The organism is Salibacterium lacus (assembly GCF_042684865.1).
In the GTDB taxonomy this organism is placed as follows: Bacteria; Bacillota; Bacilli; order Bacillales; family Marinococcaceae; genus Salibacterium; species Salibacterium lacus.
On record NZ_JBHUML010000002.1, the window covers coordinates 1591563 to 1614268 of the forward strand.

Genomic DNA, 22706 nt, shown 5'->3' on the forward strand with positions numbered 1-22706 from the left:
TAAACTCCTCCTTTCGTTACTCCTAGTTTCTATATTCACTTTATAATCCCCTTCTAAAACTCAAAATTCGTCAAAATTTTTTACAACATCTTAACAAAGTGTGACGAATGTACAGCTTGGCAGGGCTTACCGCCTGTCATCAGGGAAAATCAAAAAGGGAGGGGGACAAAACCATCTATGGATAAAATGTTCCGAACGATTTTTCTATGAATCGTTCGGAACATTTTTGGTGTCCGGTTTTTATCCATCGTTTTATTTTCTGTCCCAGTCTCTTGTCATTCTTACAGACCAATGGAGATATATTTTGTTTCAAGAAACGGCTTGATGCCTTCATGGCCGCCTTCACGTCCGACACCGCTTTGTTTCCAGCCGCCGAATGGGGCCTGGGCGGCAGACGGGCGTCCATCGTTCCACCCGACAATGCCGAATTCAAGGCGTTCTGCTACTTTCACACCGCGGCTCATGCTCTCGGTGAAAAAGTAGGAGGCAAGCCCAAACGGTGAATGGTTCGAATGACGTACTGCTTCTTCGTCGCTCGATACTTTCTGGATTGGAGCGACAGGACCGAATGTCTCCTCTTCCATAATAATCATGTCGCTTGTGACATTCTTGAGGACCGTCGGCTCATAAAACCAGCCGCCGTTTTCTTCCCAGCCACGTCCGCCGGTAACAATTTCCGCTCCTTTATCGACTGCGTCTTTCACGTGGCGGTCCACTTTCTCCCAGCCTTCTTTATTAATCATCGGGCCGATTGATGTACCTTCGGCAAAACCGTCACCGACCTGAAGTTTCTCTACTTCTTCTTTCAGGCGGTCGACGAACGTATCGTATACCGCTTCTTCTACGTAAACACGGTTGCCGCAGACGCATGTCTGCCCGGCGTTCCGAAACTTCGATGCGACCGTGCCGTCGACGGCTTTTTCCATGTCCGCGTCGTCGAGGACGATAACCGGTGCGTGGCCGCCCAGTTCAAGCGACAATTTCTTGATATCGGAAGCGCCCTGTTCCATCAGCTTCTTTCCAACTCCGGTGGAACCGGTGAATGTCATCTTCCGCACAGCCTGGCTGCCCATCAATTCACCGCCGATGGCTGCTGCATCTTCTCCTGTAATCAGGTTGAATACACCATCAGGCAGTCCCGCTTCTTCGCAGATTTCAGCGAACCGCACGGCCGAAAGCGGCGTGTCTTCAGCCGGTTTCAGGACAACCGGGCAGCCTGCTGCAAGAGCCGGTGCGACTTTTCTTGTTACCATCGCCTGCGGGAAGTTCCATGGGGTGATTGCAGCGGTGACACCAACGGGCTGGTGCAGCACCATCATCCGCTTGTCCGGTGAACCGGTCGGAATCGTATCGCCGTAGATCCGTCTTCCTTCTTCAGCGAACCATTCGAGAAAAGAAGCCGCGTAAGCCACCTCGCCTTTTGCCTCTTGAAGCGGTTTGCCCATTTCCAGCGTGATCAATTCTCCGAGTTCATCCTGTCTTTCCATCATTAAGCGGTGTATTTCTTTTAAGTAGGAAGCTCTGTCGCCCGCACTCCGGTGAGCCCAGGACGGAAAAGCATCTTCTGCGGCTTTGATGGCTTCTTTCGTTTCTTCGGCTCCGCCATCAGCTGCCTGTCCGATTTCTTCATTGTTTGCCGGATTTTTGACCGCGAAGGTGCCGTTGGCTGCTTTTTGCCATGTACCGTTTATAAAAAGGCGTGTCTCCATGAAAATCTCTCCTTTAATCATGTCTCTTTGTACTACATACCCGGCTTCGGATATTCCTATGCAGTTTCCGCCAAATTTTTCTACATGGAAATAGTATCGTCCTTCTGTTTCGGCTCTCTTTTTCTTCTGTAAAGTCTATCCAACTTCCTCTTTGTATGATATATTTTAGTGACAGGCTTACGCAGGAGGAGGAAAAATCATGCAGCGGATTCTTACAGGCATGTATGGTCTCCTGATCGTTCTGCTTCTCGCATCCTGCATGTCAGAAGCGGATACAGATGAAAACGGGGACAGCGCCGCCCCCTCTGAAGAAGAACCGGATGACACCGAAGATACCGAACCGGCAAAAGAACCGGAGAAGGTCATGCCGGCGGGGGACGTTCTGCAGCAGTCTATGGACAAGATGAATGATATAGAAAGCTACACTATTTCAACAAATATGAACCAGCACCTGGAACTCGATGGGGAGCAGACACTCCAAAACCGGTACCGCTCCAGTACGCTCGTCAATCTTGATCCGGTACGGTATCACGAATCATCCACCATCGAAAAAATCCAGACGACCGCGGAGGAAACAAATAACAGCTTCGTCGAACTGGAGCGTTATTTTACAGACCGGGGTTTTTATATGTTTGACTCCTCGGAAAGCCGCTGGGTGCAATTCCCGGAACAGTTCAACGAGGACTTCAAGTCTTTTGACAAATCGTATGAGAACCCGGGCCGCATTCTTGAAATGATTGAAGCCTACAGCAGTAACATCCATATAATAGAAGGAAACCGTCATTATCAGCTTACGTTCAGCGGCGGGGAAGACCAAACCCAGGAAATCGCCCTTGAAATGATCGGCATGGTTAACACCGGCTTCTCTTCTTCGATGGAGGACATGATGTACATGGCGGAGATGGAAGCCTTGACGTTCCAGCTTCAGATTGACAAAGAAACATTCTACCCGAAAAAACTGAAAATGAACCTCGACATGAACATGAATAATGCAGAAGGTGAGCCGAATGGCTCGGATCACCTTGTTGTCGCGCGTTATTCTGATTTCAATGAAACAGAACGTGTCGAGATTCCAACGGACGTCCTGAACGTTGCCGAGGGCATGGAATTGGATGAATTCACTGGATTTGAGCAGATGGAAGAATTCGACTCCGTGGATGGGATGGAAATGGAACAAATTTACGAAGACGACACCACGGAATCCCAGGATGACCCTGCGCTTGACTTCGACCTGAGTGAACACCTGAACGACGGCAGCGGCAGTGGAGAAAATGAAGATACGAACGAACAGCCATCATCCGGGGATTCCTCCGGGTAGGAAGCTGTCCTTTTAAAAGGACGGCTTCTTTTTTATGGGACGTGGCGCGGTTGGATACAGGGAGCGGTGTTTCTCGATCGATTCTCGTAGTTTCTTGATTGATTCGATGATTTCTCGATCGATTCCCGGCACGTGCGGGGATTTCTTGATCGATTCTCTGGATTTCTCGATTGATTCTCCACATTTCCCGATTAATTCTCCGAATCTACCAATTGATTCCTGTAAAAGTGGTCCACGATGATCCTCCAGCAGCGCTGAAAAGCGGGGCGTTGTGTTTCTCGATCGATTCTCCCGATTTCTTGATCGATTCGATGATTTCTCGATCGTTTCCAGGATCGTGCGGGGATTTCTTGATCGATTCTCTGGATTTCTCGATTAATTCTTCGCTTTTATCCATCGATTCTCTGCTTTTCTTTATGGATTCCGGTAAAAGTGGTCCACGATGATCCTCCAGCGTTGAAAGCCGGGGAGGAAATCCACGGTCAGCGCTGACAGTTTCCATGTCGCAGAGTCCATATCAGGAATAGCGCGGGCTTTTCCCAGTTTTTCGTGGAAGGCGTCCATCTCTGCGCCCCGGTCTGCTTTCTGCCCAAACAGATGCATCAGCGTGACGTTACCTTCCGCGAGCGGCGTGAATCCGTCCAGCATCTGCTGCAGCAGACGATCTCCATTTTCGTCCAACCCTTCCCGGTAAAAATACGCGACCGACGCAATACCTTCCTCAACCGTTTCCAGATAGCCGAGATACTGCTTGAGAAAATCCTGTTCCGCCTGCTCGAGCGGCATATGCTTCACCAACCCTTCTGTTGTTTTGAGAATAACACAACGATAGCACAAAAAAACAGCCGCACGAGGCGGCTGCCCACTTCAATTTTTCTTGTCAAAAAACACACCGTCCACCGTCGTCCCGGAGTACGGACGCGCATAATGCCGGTTAGACTTCTTTTTCTTGTGCAGCTGCTGCATGACAAGCCGCAGTTCTCCGCGGGACGCCTCCATCCAGCGCTGAATTTCCTCATTCATCTTGAACATCTCCGCGCCGAGCTCTCGTTCTTTCTCAGAAAACGACGTCTGCTCTCTCATCTTCTCCAGCAGTTCCGCCCGCTGCGCCAGATACTGTTCCAGTTTCTCCACGTACGTGCCGCGTTCCTCGATATGCTTCGGCATCGGTTCTGCCATATGATCGTACAGGGCTTTCGTGACATCATAAAGCTCTTTCACGACAGCCATATCAAGCCTGGCCTCCGCCGCCGAAGCGCTCCTGCCGGTCTTTCTTAATAACTTCTTTCCACGTATCACGGAAATCAACGACAAGATCCCGCGCTTCCTGCAGCACATCACGATCGTTCTGGACGTTCGCGTCAATCAGCCGGCGGTGGATAAAGTCATAGAGACTGTACATGTTCGCGCCAACTTCCGTATCAGTCCGAAGCGTCACCATCAGCTCGCGGATAATATCCTGCGCCCGTTTAATGAAATTATTTTTATCTTCGATCTGCTTGTCCTGCATCGCCTGATCCGCTTTATCAATAAACTTCACGCATCCGTTGTACAACAGCAGCGTCAAATCCCCGCTCGACGCGGTTTCGAGCGCATTCTGCTGATATGGATTGGCCGCTGGTTTCTGCTGCGCGCCCGGCTTCACACTGCCGATTGCCGTTCCCCCGGAGGACGCCGATCCCGGCGTGAACGTCTGATTTGTATTTTTCCCTGTCGATTTTCTATAGTCTTCAGCCTGTTTCATCGTCTGTTGGTAGGCCGTCTGTGCGTTTTGAAAGGACATGATCCCGTTCCCCCATTTTCTTAATGAAAAAATGTTCTAAAGCTTATATCGGCGGGAATCCGTAATGCTTTAGGAGAAATTTTCGCAAAAGACGGGCCGCCAGACAGAAGCATACAATTTATTGCTCTTCCCACTGCTGCCGGGCAAGCATGGGAAGCAGGTTGTCAAAAATATGAGTGTTATCGTCATGGATGGAATATCCGCCGTAATACGGGCTCGTCCGGCGCGTCACCTGGAATGCTTCCATCCGTTCATACAGCGTCTCCGCCAGCTCCGTCTCGCCGATTTCGATCGCATACATGACAAGCAGCGCGTAAATGGCAGGAGATTCGTAAGAAACGACCGGTTCTGCTGTGTCCAGGTCATACATCCCGTGCATGAGCCCGCGCTCTTCCAGTTCCGTCTCCACAAACGCCAGAAACGGCTCCGATACAGTGCCTGCTTCAGCCTGATGCAGCGCCGCAAGTGCCTGGTCGAGGATATTCACCTCTTCATCATACTCATATTCCCCGCGCTCCACGTTGTACGCTTTTGGATAAAACGGACCGGACAGCGGTGCATCCATTAACAACGCACCGGTCGCTGCCACCGGTCCGGCCGACAGCATGTCCGCTTCAGCAAGATCCTGAAGCAGCGCGGCATCAATATAGGACAGCGTGATGGTATCTTCTGCATACTTATCCCGGCGCTCGTAAAAATCGGTCAGCACCCCGTCATATATGTTATGGTTCTCCACAAACGTCAGTATCTCCCGGGCGGTTTCTTCATAATAGTCATTATCCCAGCGTTCGGCCGCCTTCATCAAAACCCCGGCAATCCGAATATCATCAATCAGAGCATTCGACGTCACATCCGCTGTTCCGTCCTCCTCCAGTTTCCAGTACACAAACCCGTCTTCTGCGAGAAACAGACGGCGGAACTGGGAATAAGCACGGTCGAACCGTTCGTCGTCATCTTTTTCATACACATACTCCATCCATAAGCCAAGCGTTTCCGCCAACGCTTCGCGTCCCCTCACCTCATCTTCGTCTTCCTCTCCGCCTTCCTGGATATAAGTCGCAAGCGTCCCGTTCTCATTCGTCAGCCACCGCGTGAGAAAACGTTCCGCTGCTTCTTCCGAGAGGCTGCGTGTGTTGTCATAGAGCCGGTACAAGCCGGCCGCTGCCGCCAGTACCAGCACCAATACAAGGAAGAATACCGTCACCTGCTTCACCCCGCTGCCTCCTGTTTCTACCTGGATACAACCTTCTGTCCTCCGCTTGCCGCGGCTTGACCCTGCAGCACATCAATGATTCGGCGCGCGGCGTCTCCTTCGCCAAACGGATTGCGCACTTCGGCCATGCGCCGGTATGCCGTTTCATCCTCAAGCAGCGTACTGCATGCTTTAACAATCCGCTCTTCCGACGTGCCGACAAGTTTCAGCGTCCCGGCTTCCACTCCCTCCGGCCGTTCCGTTGTTTCCCGGGCGACAAGAACAGGCTTGCCAAGCGCCGGAGCTTCCTCCTGAATCCCGCCGGAATCGGTCAAAACGAGAAAGGAATGCTTCATCACGTGCACAAATTCCGCGTAGGCGAGCGGTTCCACCAGATGAATCCGGTTCCGTCCAGTCAACACCTGCATGACGCTGCGGCGAATGGCCGGATTTTTATGCACAGGGAAGACGACCTGCACGTCGTCATACTGATCCACGATCCGCTCCAGCGCCCGGTAGATGTGCTGCATATCCTCCATGTTTTCACGCCGGTGCGTCGTGACGAGAATCGTCCGCCGCCCGTTTGCAAAAATCTCCTCCAGCTCCGTACGGCACCGGACCGGACGCTCGGAAATTTCAAGCAGGGCATCAATAACTGTATTGCCGGTGACCGCGATCGAAGCCGGATTGACATTCTCGTTTATCAAATTCTCCCTGTTTGCCTCCGTTGCCGCGAAATGATACGCCGCCATCCGGCCGACAAGCTGCCGGTTCAGTTCTTCCGGAAACGGGGAGTAAAGGGTGTTCGTGCGCAGTCCGGCTTCCACGTGACCGACGGGAATCTGCTTTAGAAAGGCAGCGTACGCGCCGACAAAAGTGGTGGTTGTGTCCCCGTGCACGAGCACAACATCTGGTTTTTCCTGCTCCAGCACAGGCTGCAGCCCTTCAAACAGACGCATCGTCAGTTCCTCCAGCCCCTGTCCCGCCTTCATCAAATCAAGGTCGTACTGCGGTTTGAGACCGAATAGTCCAAGCACCTGATCGAGCATCCCGCGGTGCTGGGCGGTATTGACGAATACACTTTCCATACCCGGAGTGTCCTGCAGGGCTTTTATAACCGGTGCCATTTTAATGCCTTCCGGTCTTGTGCCGATAATCGTCATCACTTTCATAAAAAGGAACCTCCTTCGATTAAGATGTTTTCGCCCGTTTTTCTTTTTTTACCTTTTCGCGTCCGCTCGTCTGAAAACGCTGCGTCTTGTACCAGGTCACTTCCTGTTTCGTAAACATCCGTTTCGCTTCAAGAAAAGTGGCGTGAACAACGAGAGCGAGCCACAGCTGCGAGTAGGTAAAGTACATGAGCACCGCGGTACCGGCGTTTTTCAACGTCAACTGCCCCCGTTCAAGACTCAGCGCCAGCAGCACTTCTACAAGAAAGAGCAGAAAACCGGTAACAAGCAGGACGTAGGACACCATGCCGATCGTTAAATCAAGATCAACAAACAGGTTCGTAACAAAAATCGTATGCGACAGCAGAATACCTGTGAAAAATAGCAGATACGTGAACAAAAAGTAGAACAGATCAAGGGTGATTTTCCTGTGTTTCAGCCGGTGCAGGCCGAGCAGGTATTTGCCGATCACGTATTCATTGCCCCTCGCCCAGCGCATCCGCTGCTTCCACCATACTTTCAGGGTTTCCGGCTCCTGCTCCCACGTCACCGCCGCTGGAAAAAAGCGGATGTGCCAGCCGAGGTTGTAGACGCGGAAACTGAGTTCTGTATCTTCCGAGAGCGCCTTTTCATCCCAGCCCCCGAGTTCATCGAGAATCTCCCGGCGGATCGCAAAGTTCGTTCCCGGGATCGTCGCCAGGCGGAACCAGAACCAGCGCCCGGCCTGGGCGAGCCACTGAAAGGTCAGGGTTTCCATATTAATAAGACGGGTGAGCAGATTCCGGCCGCCGTTTTGTACCCGGAACTTTCCGACAACCGCGCCGGCGTCCGGATCCTTGTTCAGACCAAGGGCGAGATACCACACCGCGTCCGGCTCCGGCATGTTATCCGCGTCATACACGGCAATCACATCTCCGCGGGCGCGCTTCAGGCCCTGGTTCAGTGCTCCAGACTTCCCTTTTCCGCCCTCGGGCGGACGTGTATGCACCGCGTGGATAAACGAATAGCGCGCCGCAAAGCCTTCGACAATCTCTCCCGTTGCGTCACTTGAGTTATCATTCACCACAATCACTTCCAGTCTGTCTTTCGGATACTGCAGCGCCGCCATCGCCTTCAGTGTGTCGGCGATAACCATGTCCTCATTATGCGCCGGAATGAGGATGCTGAAGGAGGGGAGTTCCCCGGGATCCTTTTCCCATGCTGCTTTCAGCTCCCGGTGGCGCCGGTGGTGAAGGTAACCGCCCTGCATAAGAAACATGTGGTAAAACAACATGAACCATATAATGAAGAGAGACATATACAGGAGAAAATCAGCCATGATGAATGTCCTCCTCCTTTTTACGCTGCCGGACGGCATAGACACCGAACAGCAGCACCGCCGACATGCCGACCCCGGCTATGCCCCACATCGACTTCTGCGCCAGAACTTTGGCGTGGTACACAGGATAGTCGAGGGACGCTGTCATTAATCCGGTTCGGTCAATAGTGGTATCAATGGTTCCGTCTCCGCTTGAGATCACGACGTTCTCCGCACTCGTCGTATTCTCCATCTCTTTCAAATCCATCCATTCCACATTCGGAATCTGTTCCATTTCCCCCAGCAGCTTCTCCAGCCGCTCCACCCCGAGATAAGGATGGTAGAAACCACCTGCCATGCCGCCGTCTGTCACCTGATACTGATGCACGCGGTCCATCATTTTCTGCACTGCCTGCTCATCGTCCGGATGCACGTAGCTGAGCGTTTCCGGCAGCAGGTTCATCCCGTGGAAAAACGTAGGATTCGAGGCAAGCGGTGTCGTTTCCATCGTGCGCCAGTCCTTGTCATGCAGCTGCACCTGACCGACGTACGTCGAAAAATAATCGGATACAACATTATAACCATTTTGCGACATCGTATAATGCGGCGCTTCAAACGCAAGCGGGTACAGCCCGTAATTCGCAAGCTCCTGAATGCCGCGGGTCAGGCGTTTTTCAATATACTCCCGTTCAAAAGCAAGGTTCTCTTCCTGCCACACTTCATAATCCTCCGGGCTGTCAAAATCCGCTTCCGTTCTCATATCCGGATTTTCCTCCTGCCCGTGGTAAATCGGCATATCGTGCTCCACGTCCCAGAATTCAAATCCCTCCCCGGTTTCACTGTCACGGAACTGATGGGTATAGCCGTGCAGCACGACGCTCCCGCCGTTATCCTGCATATACCGAAGCGCCTGCAGTACCTTCGGAGAATCACTGAAATGCAGTTCCTCCCCCGTCTCCGGATGCGTATACACCGGAATAACCGCCATCATATACGGAATATTGTGCTCTTTCAGCAGCTCCGCCACATCCATCAGCTGCTCTGGATCCGCCATCGGGTGAATATCTTCCAGGCGGATGAACGCCGGCGTGTCGTCCGGTGCCTCTTCATCAAATATTTCATACAATACCTGGCTGAAATACGTCGAGAACGGCGGCACAAGAGAATCAACGGCTACATGATAATGACCCTGGTTTTCCACGATGACCGGCTGTTTCGTCTCCGCTCCGAGTCCTTCCACAATCACCCGGGTTCCTTCCTCGATCGTGATCCCATCCAGTTCATGCGGCTCAATCTGCCGCGTTTTATCCGGCTTCCCGGGCATCGACAGAGCCGTAACCGTTCCACAAATCGCCGGACCGACAAAATCAAATCCTCCTCCAAGCTCCGCCGTGTTATAACCGATGGCCGTGACCGGTCCGTTAAAGGTGTCGATTACCTCCGCCGTCCGGCCGGGAAGTGTTTCTTTTGTGACACCGTAATAAAAGATGTGCGACTTTCCTTCAGTGTCCCCTGCTTCAACGTCCGCAGCGTTCTTAAAAGTAATCGTGTCAGCAAACGCCCCAAGCGCCATATCGAGAAGGCGCACATCCGCATTCACTTCTCCATCCGTCGTCGTATACAGAACAAGTACGTCCTCTTCCTTTTCTTCCGCCGCCTCTGCCAAAGCTGGTTGGATCCATAACATGATAATCATTGCAAAAACCATCAGACGTGCCTTCCCCTTCATCATGCTCCTCCTCTGTTCTTTGACGTTGTTTTTTGTTCTCAATAAAGAACATAAGATATTTCTATATAGAACACAAATCCCATAGAAACCGCCCTGCTATGTTTATTCGCTATTAAGAACATATATGCATCGAATTTCGTCGATTTTCTTTTATTTTTAAAATAATTAAAAACAGATCGCTACTTATACAGGGGAAACACCCGTAATAATGGATTGTTCCATATGTTCACTATAACGCACATTAAATATAAAAAAAGAAGCCTTCCGATGCGCTCTGTCATCGAAAGGCTTCTTTTTCATTGACGGCAATGCTATTACATCATTCCCATACCGCCGAGCTGCTGCTGGATCTGCTGGGCCTGCTGGTTGGCATCGGCGATCGCCTGCTCCATCCGGGTGAACTGATCATAATACCGATTTTCGGTACGTGTCATACGGCGTTCAAAATCACTGATTTCGTCGTCCATCTGATTCATTTCCCGGCCTATCGTAAACTGACTCGGATCTAATGTGTTTGGTCCGCCGGCACGTTCAGAAATATTATCCACCGTCTGATCCACTTGTTCCCGGAGACGGCGGGCCAGCCCTTTATCTTCAGCATTTTCGCCGTCTGAGGCAAACAGCTGATACACCGATTCCGCATCCTGGGAAATGGCCTGCTCCAGCTGATCTTCATCCACTTCAAGCTTTCCGCCGTCCTGGTAGTTGCTGGTCGTTGTTATTCCGATTTCTGTCAATTGATCAAAAGACCCGCCGGTATTTACTGTGTCATAAAGGCTGCGCCGCATCGACGTGGTTGCATTAGACAAAATGTCATCACTGCGGAGATACCCGCTCTGGGATTTCTCCTCCCATTGTGAGATTTCTTCATCACTCATCTCACTGCGCTGGTCATCGGTCAGCGGCGGATACTCCCGGTCGCGCTCTTCCGACAGCTTGTCATTTGTTTTTTCAATCAAACTATTGTACTCATCCACGAAATTCATAACCGTTTCCTTGATGCCTTCTGTATCCGGACTGACCTGCAGGGAAGCTGAATTACCGTTTTCTGCACTTGTTCCATTCAAGGTAATTTCGATGCCGTTTTCTGTAAATGTATTGGATCTTCTATTAGTTTCAATACCATTCAATGTAAATTCAGCATTTTGCGCTCCTCTGTATTCTGTATCAGCAAAGGAATTGAGGTTCAGTTGATTCGTTAAAAAATCGCCTTCGAAGGCCATTTCATTGCCGCCTTCATTGAACACTCCCGTTTCACTGCGGGTGACGGAAATATTCCCCGTCTGTTGATCATAGAAAGCACTTACTCCGGCATCAGACCGGTTCACCTCTGACAGGACATCATTCAAGGAATCGGATCCCTCGAAGCTGAATTCTTTTTTCTCTGCTTCACCATTTTCGTTGTACGTTGTGATGCCAAAATCAATGGTTGAGCCTTCATTGTAATCGTCAAACTGGTCTGCCAGTGATGCTTCAGGGTCAACATTCCCACCACTGCCACCTGTTATAGACGAACTTGACTGTACAGAAGCCGCCTCCGCAAGCTGGGTGACATCGGATACCGTGAAGGTCCCACTTTGTGCATCCGACGCCGCCGATGCCGATACCAGACTTTCGTTACTGCTGGAAGTCTGCTTCGCGGACAAGCTCGACCGCATAAACATATTGTCAAAAATCGAGGTGCTGAAAGACCGATACTCCCGGTTCATCTCCCGGTAATCTTCCATTTTATACTGCATTTGCATCTGTTCCTGCTCCATCTTAATCAGCGGCTGACGCTCCGCCCGCATCAAATCGCTCACCGTCTGGTCAATGTTCATGCCGGATGCAAAACCTGTAATTCGATTCGTATTGCTGCCCATACCACTATCCATGATTGGTTCCTCCTCTTGTGATAGAGAACATCATATCCCGAGTTCATTTCTGTAAGTAATATCGGATAAATCTTCATAAAATGAAGAGAAAACTGGAAAATAGGTAGAAGGTCGGAACGAAGAAAGGGGCTGTATCAAAAGCCATTAAACGTTAAGAAGGCATCCGCTGCAGGCGGACGCTTGCCGCGGGCAGCGCCTCAGCTACATGGTGGTAAAGGAGGATCGGCTAAGTTCGGCACGTCCTGTGCCGACGCCGATGTGACTCACATCGTGTGAGCCTCCGTTTGATGGGATCTTCGGCTGCTGCTTCGACGAACAGGATGTTCTAGTGCCGGCGTTGGTCACAGGACGTGACCGGTTTTAGCCGGCGAACTGCTAAAATGGCGTCGCCGCCTTCCGCTTCTGCCTGGGGTGAATTTTCTATATTGGTGAAAAAGGAGCTGTACCAAAAGGTACAGCTCCTTCTTCTCACCGGTCAGGCTTTTTCGTCCACAATCAGTCCAGCCTGCTGAAGGATTGCTGCCTTCATATCCAGAAATTTTTCCGGAGGCACTTCGCGGATGACTTCATCGGTGTCCCGATTAAGTACTTGAACATACACCTGTTCCAACTTATCGTGAACATTGAACTTCAAGTCGGTAAACGTCATCTCAAGCAGTCCATTCATCTCATCGGCCTGCTCCTGCAGCGTTTTCATATCGGGCATCATCGAAGACTCATCCTGCGCTTTCTCCGAAACTGTTCCTGAAACAGAATCATTCGTGGACACCTGTCCCCCGGCAGCCTGACCGGCCCGCATCAGATCAGATACTACGGTACCCGACACATGAGCACCCATAACCCTTCCTCCTCCCTATACAGGCTCACGCATTATATCGGATAATTTTTGAAAAATTGCACGCCTCCATACAAAAAAAGCCCTCCCTTTTGAAAGAGAAGGCTTCCATCATTCCATTAGACGGAAAGATCAACAGATGCACCTTTGTGCGGCTGGGCCGCCTGTTGAATAGCCTGCGCACCAGATTTATCAAGCATTTCGGTCATCAGATTGTTCTGCTGCTCACTCGTATCCATCGCTTTCTTCATGATCGACATGTTCGCCTGCTGTTTCACCTGCGCCTGGCTGTGCGCGATCGAAGCTCCTGCGATATCCATGGAAACACCTCCAAACCGAGAAGTAATTGATTCCATTAATTATATCGTCAATCTATTATAAAGCTTAAATGTCTTTAAAATTATCTTTACTTTTAATTCCAAACACTTTCCTCATATTCGCTTATATAATCTAAATGCTCCACTGATATATTATTTTTCATAAAATTAATATACTTGGTTTGAATAGTTCGTTGCAATGCTAAAGGTAAATTCACTTCTAATATTTCTTCTCCCGGATATGATAGGTTAAGAATGTCATACATATCCTCTACCTGTGTTTCATCTGCATATTCTACAAATCTTCTGTAACCCACTGGCCCCCATTGGAATATTGGGAAATAATTTGATTCTTCTCCTGCTGCATACGGTATTCTTTTGAGTTAATTAGAGTATCTGTTAATATTGTAGAAAGTTTATTTAAATGAGAAAGTAAATGGGTTCGCTTTAAATCCAAAGAAGGATTAATATTCTCTTGAATTCTAGTTTTAGGGAAAGGTACTTCAAACCTCTCAGATAGAAGCTTCCAAAATTTATCTTCATCGTTCTTAAATAGTTCATAAGGCATAATATAAACATTAGAAAAATATCTTTTGTAACAATTCACGATATGTTCCAGATCCATGGAGTGTTGCAAAAAATCAAAACTTTTTGTCATAAAATCTTCCATAGTTCCGTGTGAACCTTGTTTTATAGACTGTACATATATAGATTGTATCCATGAAATTGGATCTCTTACTACTAATAAAACATTGGGGGTAGATTTAGATAGCTGGCTTAATGCAGAACTCGTGTAATTTATAAAGTCAGGAATCTTATGGTGTAATGCATGCTGATTCAAAAATGAAGTTGAAAACCCCTCATTACTAAGTACTAATTTCTGTCCTTTTTGATAAGGGATATCAAGTTTTATCTGATCGACAGCAGGTGGTGCAGGCAGGTTTTGTTTAGTTATGGAGTCTCTAAGAACGTTAAGATAATTTATTGAACCTTTCCAGGACAATGAAAATTTATCATCTTTCATCCAAATGTTCTGCATATAAGTAGTACCTGTTTTCATCATTCCTATGTGTATGAAACCAATGTCCATGTCAAACGCTCCTTTCTTTATATTTCGAATTTGTTTTACAAATCAAAGATTAATCATTTAGTTTACCACGTTCTCTTAATAAATAGTCAGTTATCATAAAATCTTGTTCTGTATCGATGTCATAAGAACGCTCTTTCGGCATAATGTATGGTACTGTTTTTTCTTTTATGAATTGGCTGAACTCTACAATCCAATTAGTATCGGCTGCATATACCGCCCCATTAAGAGAATACACATTCGGCAGCTCTTGTCTTAAAGAAGCAGCGTTTCTGAATAAAGGAATCATTACTTCTTCATCCTCAATTCTATACATCCAATAGGGTGATTTATCGGCTTCGGTTACTGTTACACAGGAAGGTGCGCTGGAGTTCAAAAGTGTTTCAATGCACCCATCTATATCTTCAACAGTTCTCAGTGGCGAGGTAGGTTGTAACAATACGACAACATCATAGCCCGGAAGTTCATTTAATGCGTGAATAACAGGGTTGATGCCAGGTGTATTATCTTCTGCAAGAGTTTGAGGACGGATAAATGGTACTTCGCAGTCGTATCGAGACGCTACAGATATAATTTCTTGATCTTCTGAAGATAGTATTAAACGGTCTATATATTTGGATTTTTTTGCTTCTTCAATAGTCCAAGCTATTAAAGGCTTATCAGCTAAATAGCGGATATTTTTTCTCGGTACACCTTTAGAACCTCCTCTAGCAGGAATAATAGCTAAGATCTTCTTTGTTTTTTTATTACTCAATTAAAATACCTCACGGTAATCATTATTTGCTTGCTGATAATCATCGTACCTTCCAATATCCAGCCAATATTCACGCAGAGGAAAAGCAGATAACGAGTAATTCTGCTCCATCATTTTTCTGAAGAGCTCCGGCATATCATAAAATTGGTTGTAGGGGATAAGTTGCAACAGTTCAGGATCAAGTACATAAATTCCTGCATTTACGAATTCTTTGTGCAGAGGTTTCTCTTCTATGCTTGTGAGTTGATCACCATTGGTCCGGATAACCCCATACGGTACTTGAAATTCATATTCTCTGACACACATCGTGCCATAAGATTGATTATCTTCATGGAATCGGAGCAGCTGCTCGAAATTAATAGTAGTTAATAAATCCGCGTTCATAACGAAAAAAGGCTCCTTTATTTCATCTTCCAGCAACGATAGTGGACCGGCTGTACCAAGGTTTATCGATTCATCTATGTATGTGATAGACACTCCAAAAGACCGCCCGTCCTGGAAATAATCTTTAATTAATTCACGTTTGTAATTAACGCATAGATATATGTCTGTAAAACCATACATTTTAAAACTTTCAATTATTATTTCCAAAATTGGTTTTTCTCCTATCTTTAATAGCGGCTTGGGCATCGTTTCTGTTAGAGGTCGCAGCCGTGTCCCTAACCCTCCTGCCATCAGCACTACTTTATTCCGTTTCTTCGGAGCTTTTTTCACTTCTTGTTTAGAAATAACATTGATTAATTGATAATCATCGTTAACAACAGGAAGATGCTCCACAGTTGAATGTTGAAAAATAACTGTTGCATTTTCATCACCAACAGCAACAGTCGGGTTTGGGTTCATAATTTGTTCTGTCTTTTCATCAAGAGAGATTCCTTTCAGCAAACCACGTCGCACATCTCCATCTGTAACTGTTCCTAATAAACGGTTATTATCATCTATTACGGCAGCAAATTGACTTGCAGCCTGATCTATTATTTTCATTGTTTCCATAATAGAGCAATCAGGTTGTACTATTAGTTGTCTCCATTCCATCATGATGAAAATCACCTCTCTTTTGCAGGGACACCATAAACTTTTTTATTGTCAGAAACATTTTGCACCACAACAGATCCCGCACCAATGATGGTAGAATGCCCTATTTTTACTTCATGAATTACTGAAGTACCCGTACCAATAAGTGATTGATCCCCGATAATGACTTCTCCGGAAAGAACAACTCCCGGTGCCAAGTGAGCATGGGATCCTATCCGGCAGTCATGATCTACACTTGCTTTTGTATTTACTATGGAGTTATGACCTATACTCGATTCTGGTTGTAACACACTTCCCGCCATTATCTGCACACCTTCTCCTAATTGGACAGAGGAAGATATAATGGCGGAGTTATGAATAACAGATAAAAATTGATATCCTTTATGTTTAAAATACTCGAATAATTGCTTTCGTAATTCAGGAATTTTCGTCGAGCCTACACCGTTAACCAGCATTATATCATTTGGATCATAAGATTCTATTACGTCATCTTCCCCTAAATATGTAAGTCTACTTCCCTCTTCTTGAGGTGCTGTATAACCTAATATATAATAACCTTGGTCATCCAATATGGAGACTAACACTCGCGCATGACCACCATTTCCAATTATAATTACCGGGCATTTCATAACATTTCTCCTGCTTTGTAATTCTTCTCCGCTGTTGTTCCGAGAATGCTCCATAAGTATTTCGGAGAAGTACCATTTCCCGGTCTTTTAACAGTAATATTATCTCTTGTGAAGTACTGCCCTTTTTGTATATCTCCCACCACAACCAAACTCTTTCGAGCAGGGGCAATATTATTTTTTTCTATGGAGAGAGAGTCTTTTTGATAAACACCCTGTGCCTTCTCAGCCAATCGAATTCCTGCCACCATATCTTTTAATTCATTTGGTTCAAGTGATGCCAGGTGATCTGGACCCGGGAGATTTCTGTCCAACGTGAAGTGTTTTTCAATCACCAAGGGAGTGTATGAGACCGAAGTGATCGGTATGGCAATGCCTTCAGAATGATCGGAAAAACCGGTAGAAAGATTGAATGTATCTTGTAAAAACGGTATAGAGTGCAAGTTTATGCTTTCTGGAGGAGCAGGATAACTGGTAGTACAGTGCAGTAGAGTAACATATCGTTTTAATAATTGTTGTGCTTCTTCGCTGGGGTAGAAGTCAGCTACTTTTTCCGGATCCATATTTGTTTTTTCAGCGTACCCGTAAGCAATATAAGAAAGGGCTTCTTGAATCTCAGCGATACTCGACATCCCTGTTGATAAAATGATAGGTAATTGTTTGGTGGCAGCATGATACAATAAGGGCACATTGGTTAAATCTCCGGATCCGATTTTGATTTGCTGCACCCCGATATCATCAACAAGAAAATCCACACTGTCCTCATCAAATGGTGTAGATAGAAATTCGATATCTTTTGAATCACAATAGTTTTTTAGATGGACGAAAAGGTCACGAGTAAGTTCGAGCTGTTTCAGCATCTCATATTGAGATAATGTTTCACCCATATTGTCTTCTTGATACGATGCCTGTTTTGCATCCCTCGTCACCAGCTTTTCAGCTTCGAATGTTTGAAATTTCACCGCATCAGCGCCAGCTGCTGCAGCCGCGTCTATCAATTTTTCAGCAGTATTCACATCGCCATTATGATTCACGCCGGCTTCAGCAATAATGTATATTGCCATGAATTACTCACGCCTTTCTTTGATCAACATAAATGCTTCCGCCGCTTCAAACCCAGAAGCACTCCCACGAAGGTAAGCCAATGAACGTATAGCTTTGTCACTACGTGGAAAAGGATGGGGTTTTATTTCTGATTCATAGATATTCATGATTTCTATTTTTTTGTCCAAATAAGGAGTTATGTTTTTGAATACGTTAGGATGAAAGCCATTTACGGCTGGATCATGGGAAAAATTCGTTTCCGACAAGGTTTCATATGCCAACACACTTTTTATACTTGGGAAACGAAACCATTTTGTACATGCCATTACTGCATCATACACTCTACAGTGGTCGGTATGCGTATCATATCGGTATGGGAGATATATTGTTGTAGGTTGTTCTTGTTGAAAAATATCAGCGACACCTGATATCATCTCTTTCAATTCAGTTTCATCCAGAGAAGCCGCGGGAAAGTTCAATTTATGCAGTTTGGAAAATTGATATTCTTCCGCTGCGCGTTTGATTTCTTCTTCTCTATTATTCCGAAGTACAGCAGAGTAATCCTCACTCATATCAGTAAAAATAACCCATTGGATGTCATCATTATTGTCTCTATGCTGTAACAAGCTGCCTCCACAACCCAGCGTCTCGTCATCTGGATGTGGCGTTATCATCATTACCCTTTCCTTCATGCTTTCATCCCTTTTCTACATCAAATATTCCCCTGCCTCAGGTAATGTTTGAAAATCATGTTCGATCAATTCTATTATTCCATCAGAACACTTAACTTGAATACGAGAGCCATTTACAGCAACAACCTTGCCAGGTTCAATATTTACAAGTGTTTTATTGCTCACTTCGACCGGAAAAGCTTCCAAAACTTTTATTTCTTGTGTTTGATATTCTACATGGGCACCTATATATGGCGATGTTAATGCACGAACTAGCCGGTCAATGGCTGCTGTTGACATCCTCCAGTCAATACGACCATCTTCTTTACAGCGTTTCCGCCAATAATTAGCATGGCTATCGTTTTGTATTACCGGAGTCACGTTATCTTTTGCAAGGTGGTATGTCATTTCAATCATTTGATCTTTAGCTGTATGTATTATTTTATTATACAAGGTCCTGGCATTTTCACGATTCTCCAGCGGGATTATTGACTGACTTATTATTTCTCCATCATCGGCATTTTCTTTCATATAAAAAAAGGTGGATGCTGTTTCGTTCAATCCTAACGCTAGAGTCCATACGATGGGGTGCCTCCCCCTGTTTTCAGGGAGTTTCGTGGGATGAAAACCTATCACCCCTTTTTCCGGAATAGACAGAGTATCTTCATTTAAAAGATGAGACCATCCAAAACAATAAATGATATCAGGTTTTATGTGTTTCAACCAATCATTCATCTCTGTTTTATTTTGATTATAATTAAATAATGGAATATTAAATCTCGCCGCCAGCGGTTTTAGTGATTGAAAATCTGAATGAAAAGTAGAGCTTTCTTTTGTAACCACTCCAACAATTTTGACTCTGTCATTTGCATTTTCTAATAGATGGTTAAGCAGCTGATAGCTTGTCTCTACACATCCAATAAATACGATATTCAGTGTTTCCACCTCCAATCAAAAAAGGGCTTGGGAATTAATTTCTGCAAATCGGCTTTTTTAATAGTATCAAATATAATATTTGCCGCATTTCCATTCCCATATGGAGATTGAACTGTATGCAATTTCTTTTGAAACTCATCTGTTCCAGCCTGTTTTACGGCCCGTATAATTGCTTCAGAATCATTAGCACATGAAATAACGGATTCTGGTTTTATTCTACCTTTTTGTCTATCACCTATATCAATCGTCGGTTTTCGAAAGTAAGGAACTTCCAATATTCCACTGGAGGAATTGCCAATAACAGCATCTACATATTGTATTACACTTAAATACCTTAATTGTCCAAGGGAGTCATATAGTTTTACACGATGAGGATACTGATCAGCATAGCCTTTTATCGTTTCATTTATCATTCTCCCTTCAGTATCTGCATTTGATTTTGTGAAAATAAAGGCAGCATCAGAGAAATGTTCGACAACATGCATAATATTCTCGATGCCTATTTTTGCTTGTTCTCTGTTTAATGTCTCTGGATGATAAGTAACCAAGTATAGCGTTCCTTGAAAATTTAAGTCCAGAGATTCCATTAATTCATTTCTATTCATTAAAGATATTTGTTTGATATTGTCCACCCCAGGTGCGCCGGCATTAATGACCGTCGACGGCTGTTCTCCCAGTTGAATGACTCTTTGTCGATACCTTTCTGCCGTAACAAAATGAAGATGAGCCATTTTTGTTATAGAATGGCGGATGGGATCATCTATTAAACCTTCCGTGAGTTCTCCTCCATGAATATGAGCAACCGGTATATTAGCCGGCAAAGCTGCCTGAACAGCTGCCAGTATCTCGTAACGGTCACCTAAGACTATTATAAGATCCGGCTGCAGCTCTTCATAGGCGTCGGAAAAACCAATCACTCCCAGGCCGATTGATTTGCTGATGCCTGCCGGGGTATCACTTGATAACAGTATTTCCACTTTTTTTGTAATGGTAAATCCGTCTTCTTCAATGGTTTGGTACGTTAAACCGAACTCAGGGGATAAATGCATTCCTGTTACAATAAGTTGAAATTCAATGGAATCATCGTTTTGTAACTTTTTCATTAAGCCATAAAGCAGTCCATATTCTGCCCTGGTGCCGGTTACGACAGATATTTTCATTTACATCACACCACTCGGTAAATTAATGATTCTCGCATAAAGACTCTCCGTCTGAGTTAAGTCCATTTTCGGCATATTCCGGTACATCTCTAAATAATGCATCGGCTTCCAAACCGGTCTTGCCAATATCTGATGGTCATGAAGTTTCTTTATTATACGATCTCGTTGTTCCATATCCGGCTCATTAAGTAACAGTCCATTTAACCAATAGTTACTCCTCGTTCCTGCTCTTTCTTTAATAAAAGAAATGCCTGATATGTCGCTTAAAGCTTCAGCATACTGCCCGGCCAGCTTCCGTTTTGTCTTTAAAAAGAAAGGCAGCTGTTCCAATTGCGCACACCCTAATGCAGCATTGATGTTGGGCATTCTGTAATTATAACCAACTTCATCATGAACAAATTCAAAGGAGTGAGAAACCTTCGCAGTGGAAGCAAGATGTTCAACCTTATCCGCCATGTCTTTATTATTGGTGAGGAGAGCTCCCCCGCCTCCAGTAGTTATAATTTTATTACCATTGAAACTCACTGCTGCTATGTCTCCGAGTTGGCCGACATGTCTGCCGTCTTCATAAGATCCCAAGGCTTCTGCCGCGTCCTCAACAATTTTTAGGTGGAATCTGTCTGCTGTCAATCGCAGTTGATTTATGGCTGCTGGGTGGCCAAACGTATGCATAGGTACAACCGCTCGAATCCAGCGGCCGGTATGTTTATTGTAGCTGCCCTCAGAAGTGATAACTGCGTGTTGCTTTAGGTACATTTCTAACTTTGACACATCGATACCCAGCGAACTCTCTTCTACATCTACGAAATGAGGAACAGCTCCAGTGTGGGAAACAGCATTAGCTGTTGCAACAAATGTCAACGCCGGCACCAGCACTTCATCACCCTGTTCTACACCTGCTGCAAACAAAGCCAGCTGCAGAGCAGCGGTTCCGTTGACAACAGTAACAGCTCTATTAATTCCTGTGAATGAACAAAGATCCTCTTGGAGCTTGTTTACATAAGTGCCGGCGGATGAAACCCATGTAGATTCTATCGTATCCTGAACATACTTCGATTCATTTCCTTGAAAGACCGGCGCGTGCAGTGGTTTAAGTTCATCATTCTCCGGCAGCACATGCTGGACTGCCTGCAGTATTTGCGATTCCAGTATCATATATTATATCTCTCAGTTTTATAATTTTTTAAGTTATGTTTCTGCAAAAACCAGTCCGCTGTCTGCTTTAATCCAAGTTTCAATCCTTCGACGCCTGAATAATTTGGTTCCCAGCCGATGAGTTCTTTAGCTTTCTGATTGGCTGCCCATAATCTTTCCACTTCACTTTTGGCAGGACGGATTCGTTGATCTTCTGTTTCAATATTCAGAGATGATACATCCATAACCTCAGCTATGTAGTCTACCAAGTCCCCAATCGATACCTCATAATTACTTCCGATGTTAATAACCTCACCAATAGAAGCTTCATGTTTCATCATATGAATAAAACCAGTTACTGTATCGTCGATATAATTAAAATCCCTGGTTGGATGGATGGATCCTAACTTTATATCGGTTTTTCCTGCAGCTAACTGTGTAATGATTGTTGGGATGACAGCACGCGCAGACTGCCGAGGACCGTATGTATTGAACGGACGGATAACTGCAACAGGAAGATCAAAAGACCGGTAAAACGATAATGCTATCTGGTCAGCACCGATTTTAGATGCCGCATAAGGGGACTGACCCTGGGTAGGATGATTTTCATCAATCGGAACATACTGAGCAGTACCATACACTTCGCTTGTAGACGTATGAACAACTTTTTTTACATTCTGCTCGCGGGCTGCCTGCATGACATTCAACGTTCCCTTAACATTCGTGTCCACATAAGTATCCGGGGAATGATACGAATACGGAATCGCAATCAACGAAGCCAGATGCAGGACAGCATCACATCCCTTGACCGCTTCTTTCACACCATGAGGATCCCGTATATCACCGCTGAATACGTCCAAACTGTGCTGTAATTCCTCCGGGCTGTCATCCAGCCATCCCCACGAATTAAACGAATTATATTGAATAAAAGCCCGGACATCGTAACCGGCTCGAATCATTGTTTCCGTTAAATGAGAACCTATAAAACCATCTGCACCTGTAATAAGAACCTTTTTAAATGTCATAGTTACTCCTC

At 46.0% G+C, this 22706-nt stretch carries 24 protein-coding genes; 1 reads left to right on the forward strand and 23 read right to left on the reverse strand.

The features are described 5' to 3' along the window. Nucleotides 1-281: 281 nt before the first annotated feature. Nucleotides 282-1709 (reverse strand): NAD-dependent succinate-semialdehyde dehydrogenase, encoded by a 1428-nt coding sequence (locus ACFSUB_RS08965; protein WP_380712847.1) that lies wholly within the window; start codon nucleotides 1707-1709, stop codon nucleotides 282-284. A gap of 199 nt (nucleotides 1710-1908) precedes the next feature. On the opposite strand from ACFSUB_RS08965, the gene ACFSUB_RS08970 reads away from it, so the two are divergent. Continuing rightward, nucleotides 1909-3027 carry a DUF6612 family protein gene (locus tag ACFSUB_RS08970; RefSeq protein WP_380712848.1) on the forward strand — a complete coding sequence of 373 codons (1119 nt, stop codon included), beginning with the start codon at nucleotides 1909-1911 and terminating at the stop codon, nucleotides 3025-3027. 205 nt (nucleotides 3028-3232) lie between these two features. Here the strand turns inward: ACFSUB_RS08970 and ACFSUB_RS08975 are convergent, their stop codons facing one another. From ACFSUB_RS08975 to ACFSUB_RS09080, 22 genes are all read right to left on the reverse strand, one after another. Beyond that, complete coding sequence (locus ACFSUB_RS08975; protein WP_380712849.1) at nucleotides 3233-3424, reverse strand: hypothetical protein; 192 nt, start codon at nucleotides 3422-3424, stop codon at nucleotides 3233-3235. A 17-nt stretch (nucleotides 3425-3441) separates the two neighbouring features. Further along, entirely contained in the window at nucleotides 3442-3822 is a 381-nt protein-coding gene (locus ACFSUB_RS08980) for a hypothetical protein (protein ID WP_380712850.1), read from the reverse strand. A 72-nt stretch (nucleotides 3823-3894) separates the two neighbouring features. After that, on the reverse strand, nucleotides 3895-4257 hold the full coding sequence (locus tag ACFSUB_RS08985; RefSeq protein ID WP_380712851.1) for a flagellar protein: 363 nt from the start codon (nucleotides 4255-4257) through the stop codon (nucleotides 3895-3897). 1 nt (nucleotide 4258) lies between these two features. Further along, nucleotides 4259-4810 (reverse strand): flagellar export chaperone FliS, encoded by a 552-nt coding sequence (fliS, locus tag ACFSUB_RS08990; protein WP_380712852.1) that lies wholly within the window; start codon nucleotides 4808-4810, stop codon nucleotides 4259-4261. Nucleotides 4811-4928: 118 nt separating this feature from the next. Further along, on the reverse strand, nucleotides 4929-6023 hold the full coding sequence (locus ACFSUB_RS08995) for a glycosyl hydrolase (protein ID WP_380712853.1): 1095 nt from the start codon (nucleotides 6021-6023) through the stop codon (nucleotides 4929-4931). Nucleotides 6024-6040: 17 nt separating this feature from the next. Then, nucleotides 6041-7174 (reverse strand): non-hydrolyzing UDP-N-acetylglucosamine 2-epimerase, encoded by a 1134-nt coding sequence (wecB, locus tag ACFSUB_RS09000; protein ID WP_380712854.1) that lies wholly within the window; start codon nucleotides 7172-7174, stop codon nucleotides 6041-6043. Between the two features lie 19 nt (nucleotides 7175-7193). Beyond that, nucleotides 7194-8489: a glycosyltransferase family 2 protein gene (locus tag ACFSUB_RS09005; RefSeq protein WP_380712855.1), complete on the reverse strand. Its 1296-nt coding sequence runs from the start codon at nucleotides 8487-8489 to the stop codon at nucleotides 7194-7196. After that, nucleotides 8482-10200 (reverse strand): DUF2334 domain-containing protein, encoded by a 1719-nt coding sequence (locus ACFSUB_RS09010; protein ID WP_380712857.1) that lies wholly within the window; start codon nucleotides 10198-10200, stop codon nucleotides 8482-8484. The genes ACFSUB_RS09005 and ACFSUB_RS09010 overlap by 8 nt, the downstream gene beginning before the upstream one ends. Nucleotides 10201-10511: 311 nt before the next feature. Beyond that, on the reverse strand, nucleotides 10512-12071 hold the full coding sequence (locus ACFSUB_RS09015; RefSeq protein WP_380712858.1) for a flagellar hook-associated protein 2: 1560 nt from the start codon (nucleotides 12069-12071) through the stop codon (nucleotides 10512-10514). A 475-nt stretch (nucleotides 12072-12546) separates the two neighbouring features. Continuing rightward, nucleotides 12547-12909, reverse strand: coding sequence for a flagellar protein FlaG (locus ACFSUB_RS09020; protein WP_380712859.1), 363 nt, complete (start codon nucleotides 12907-12909; stop codon nucleotides 12547-12549). A 116-nt stretch (nucleotides 12910-13025) separates the two neighbouring features. Next, on the reverse strand, nucleotides 13026-13226 hold the full coding sequence (locus ACFSUB_RS09025; RefSeq protein WP_380712860.1) for a YjfB family protein: 201 nt from the start codon (nucleotides 13224-13226) through the stop codon (nucleotides 13026-13028). Nucleotides 13227-13318: 92 nt separating this feature from the next. Next, nucleotides 13319-13540 carry a hypothetical protein gene (locus tag ACFSUB_RS09030; protein WP_380712861.1) on the reverse strand — a complete coding sequence of 74 codons (222 nt, stop codon included), beginning with the start codon at nucleotides 13538-13540 and terminating at the stop codon, nucleotides 13319-13321. Then, on the reverse strand, nucleotides 13519-14313 hold the full coding sequence (locus tag ACFSUB_RS09035; RefSeq protein WP_380712862.1) for a hypothetical protein: 795 nt from the start codon (nucleotides 14311-14313) through the stop codon (nucleotides 13519-13521). The genes ACFSUB_RS09030 and ACFSUB_RS09035 overlap by 22 nt, the downstream gene beginning before the upstream one ends. A gap of 49 nt (nucleotides 14314-14362) precedes the next feature. After that, nucleotides 14363-15064, reverse strand: a complete 702-nt coding sequence (locus ACFSUB_RS09040; protein WP_380712863.1) for an acylneuraminate cytidylyltransferase family protein — start codon at nucleotides 15062-15064, stop codon at nucleotides 14363-14365. Beyond that, nucleotides 15065-16102, reverse strand: coding sequence for a nucleotidyltransferase family protein (locus ACFSUB_RS09045; protein ID WP_380712864.1), 1038 nt, complete (start codon nucleotides 16100-16102; stop codon nucleotides 15065-15067). Nucleotides 16103-16110: 8 nt separating this feature from the next. After that, the gene (locus ACFSUB_RS09050) at nucleotides 16111-16728 is read right to left on the reverse strand and encodes an acetyltransferase (RefSeq protein WP_380712865.1); all 618 of its coding nucleotides are present in this window, start codon (nucleotides 16726-16728) and stop codon (nucleotides 16111-16113) included. Continuing rightward, on the reverse strand, nucleotides 16725-17789 hold the full coding sequence (gene neuB, locus ACFSUB_RS09055) for an N-acetylneuraminate synthase (RefSeq protein WP_380712866.1): 1065 nt from the start codon (nucleotides 17787-17789) through the stop codon (nucleotides 16725-16727). The genes ACFSUB_RS09050 and neuB overlap by 4 nt, the downstream gene beginning before the upstream one ends. 3 nt (nucleotides 17790-17792) lie before the next feature. Continuing rightward, the gene (locus ACFSUB_RS09060) at nucleotides 17793-18461 is read right to left on the reverse strand and encodes a PIG-L deacetylase family protein (RefSeq protein ID WP_380712867.1); all 669 of its coding nucleotides are present in this window, start codon (nucleotides 18459-18461) and stop codon (nucleotides 17793-17795) included. Nucleotides 18462-18476: 15 nt separating this feature from the next. Further along, nucleotides 18477-19385, reverse strand: coding sequence for a formyltransferase family protein (locus ACFSUB_RS09065; protein WP_380713226.1), 909 nt, complete (start codon nucleotides 19383-19385; stop codon nucleotides 18477-18479). Further along, the gene (neuC, locus tag ACFSUB_RS09070; protein ID WP_380712868.1) at nucleotides 19373-20536 is read right to left on the reverse strand and encodes a UDP-N-acetylglucosamine 2-epimerase; all 1164 of its coding nucleotides are present in this window, start codon (nucleotides 20534-20536) and stop codon (nucleotides 19373-19375) included. The genes ACFSUB_RS09065 and neuC overlap by 13 nt, the downstream gene beginning before the upstream one ends. After that, the gene (locus ACFSUB_RS09075) at nucleotides 20537-21691 is read right to left on the reverse strand and encodes a LegC family aminotransferase (protein ID WP_380712869.1); all 1155 of its coding nucleotides are present in this window, start codon (nucleotides 21689-21691) and stop codon (nucleotides 20537-20539) included. It abuts the gene before it with no gap. Next, the gene (locus ACFSUB_RS09080; RefSeq protein ID WP_380712870.1) at nucleotides 21688-22695 is read right to left on the reverse strand and encodes an NAD-dependent 4,6-dehydratase LegB; all 1008 of its coding nucleotides are present in this window, start codon (nucleotides 22693-22695) and stop codon (nucleotides 21688-21690) included. Before ACFSUB_RS09080 ends, ACFSUB_RS09075 begins: the two co-directional genes overlap by 4 nt. Nucleotides 22696-22706 lie beyond the last annotated feature (11 nt).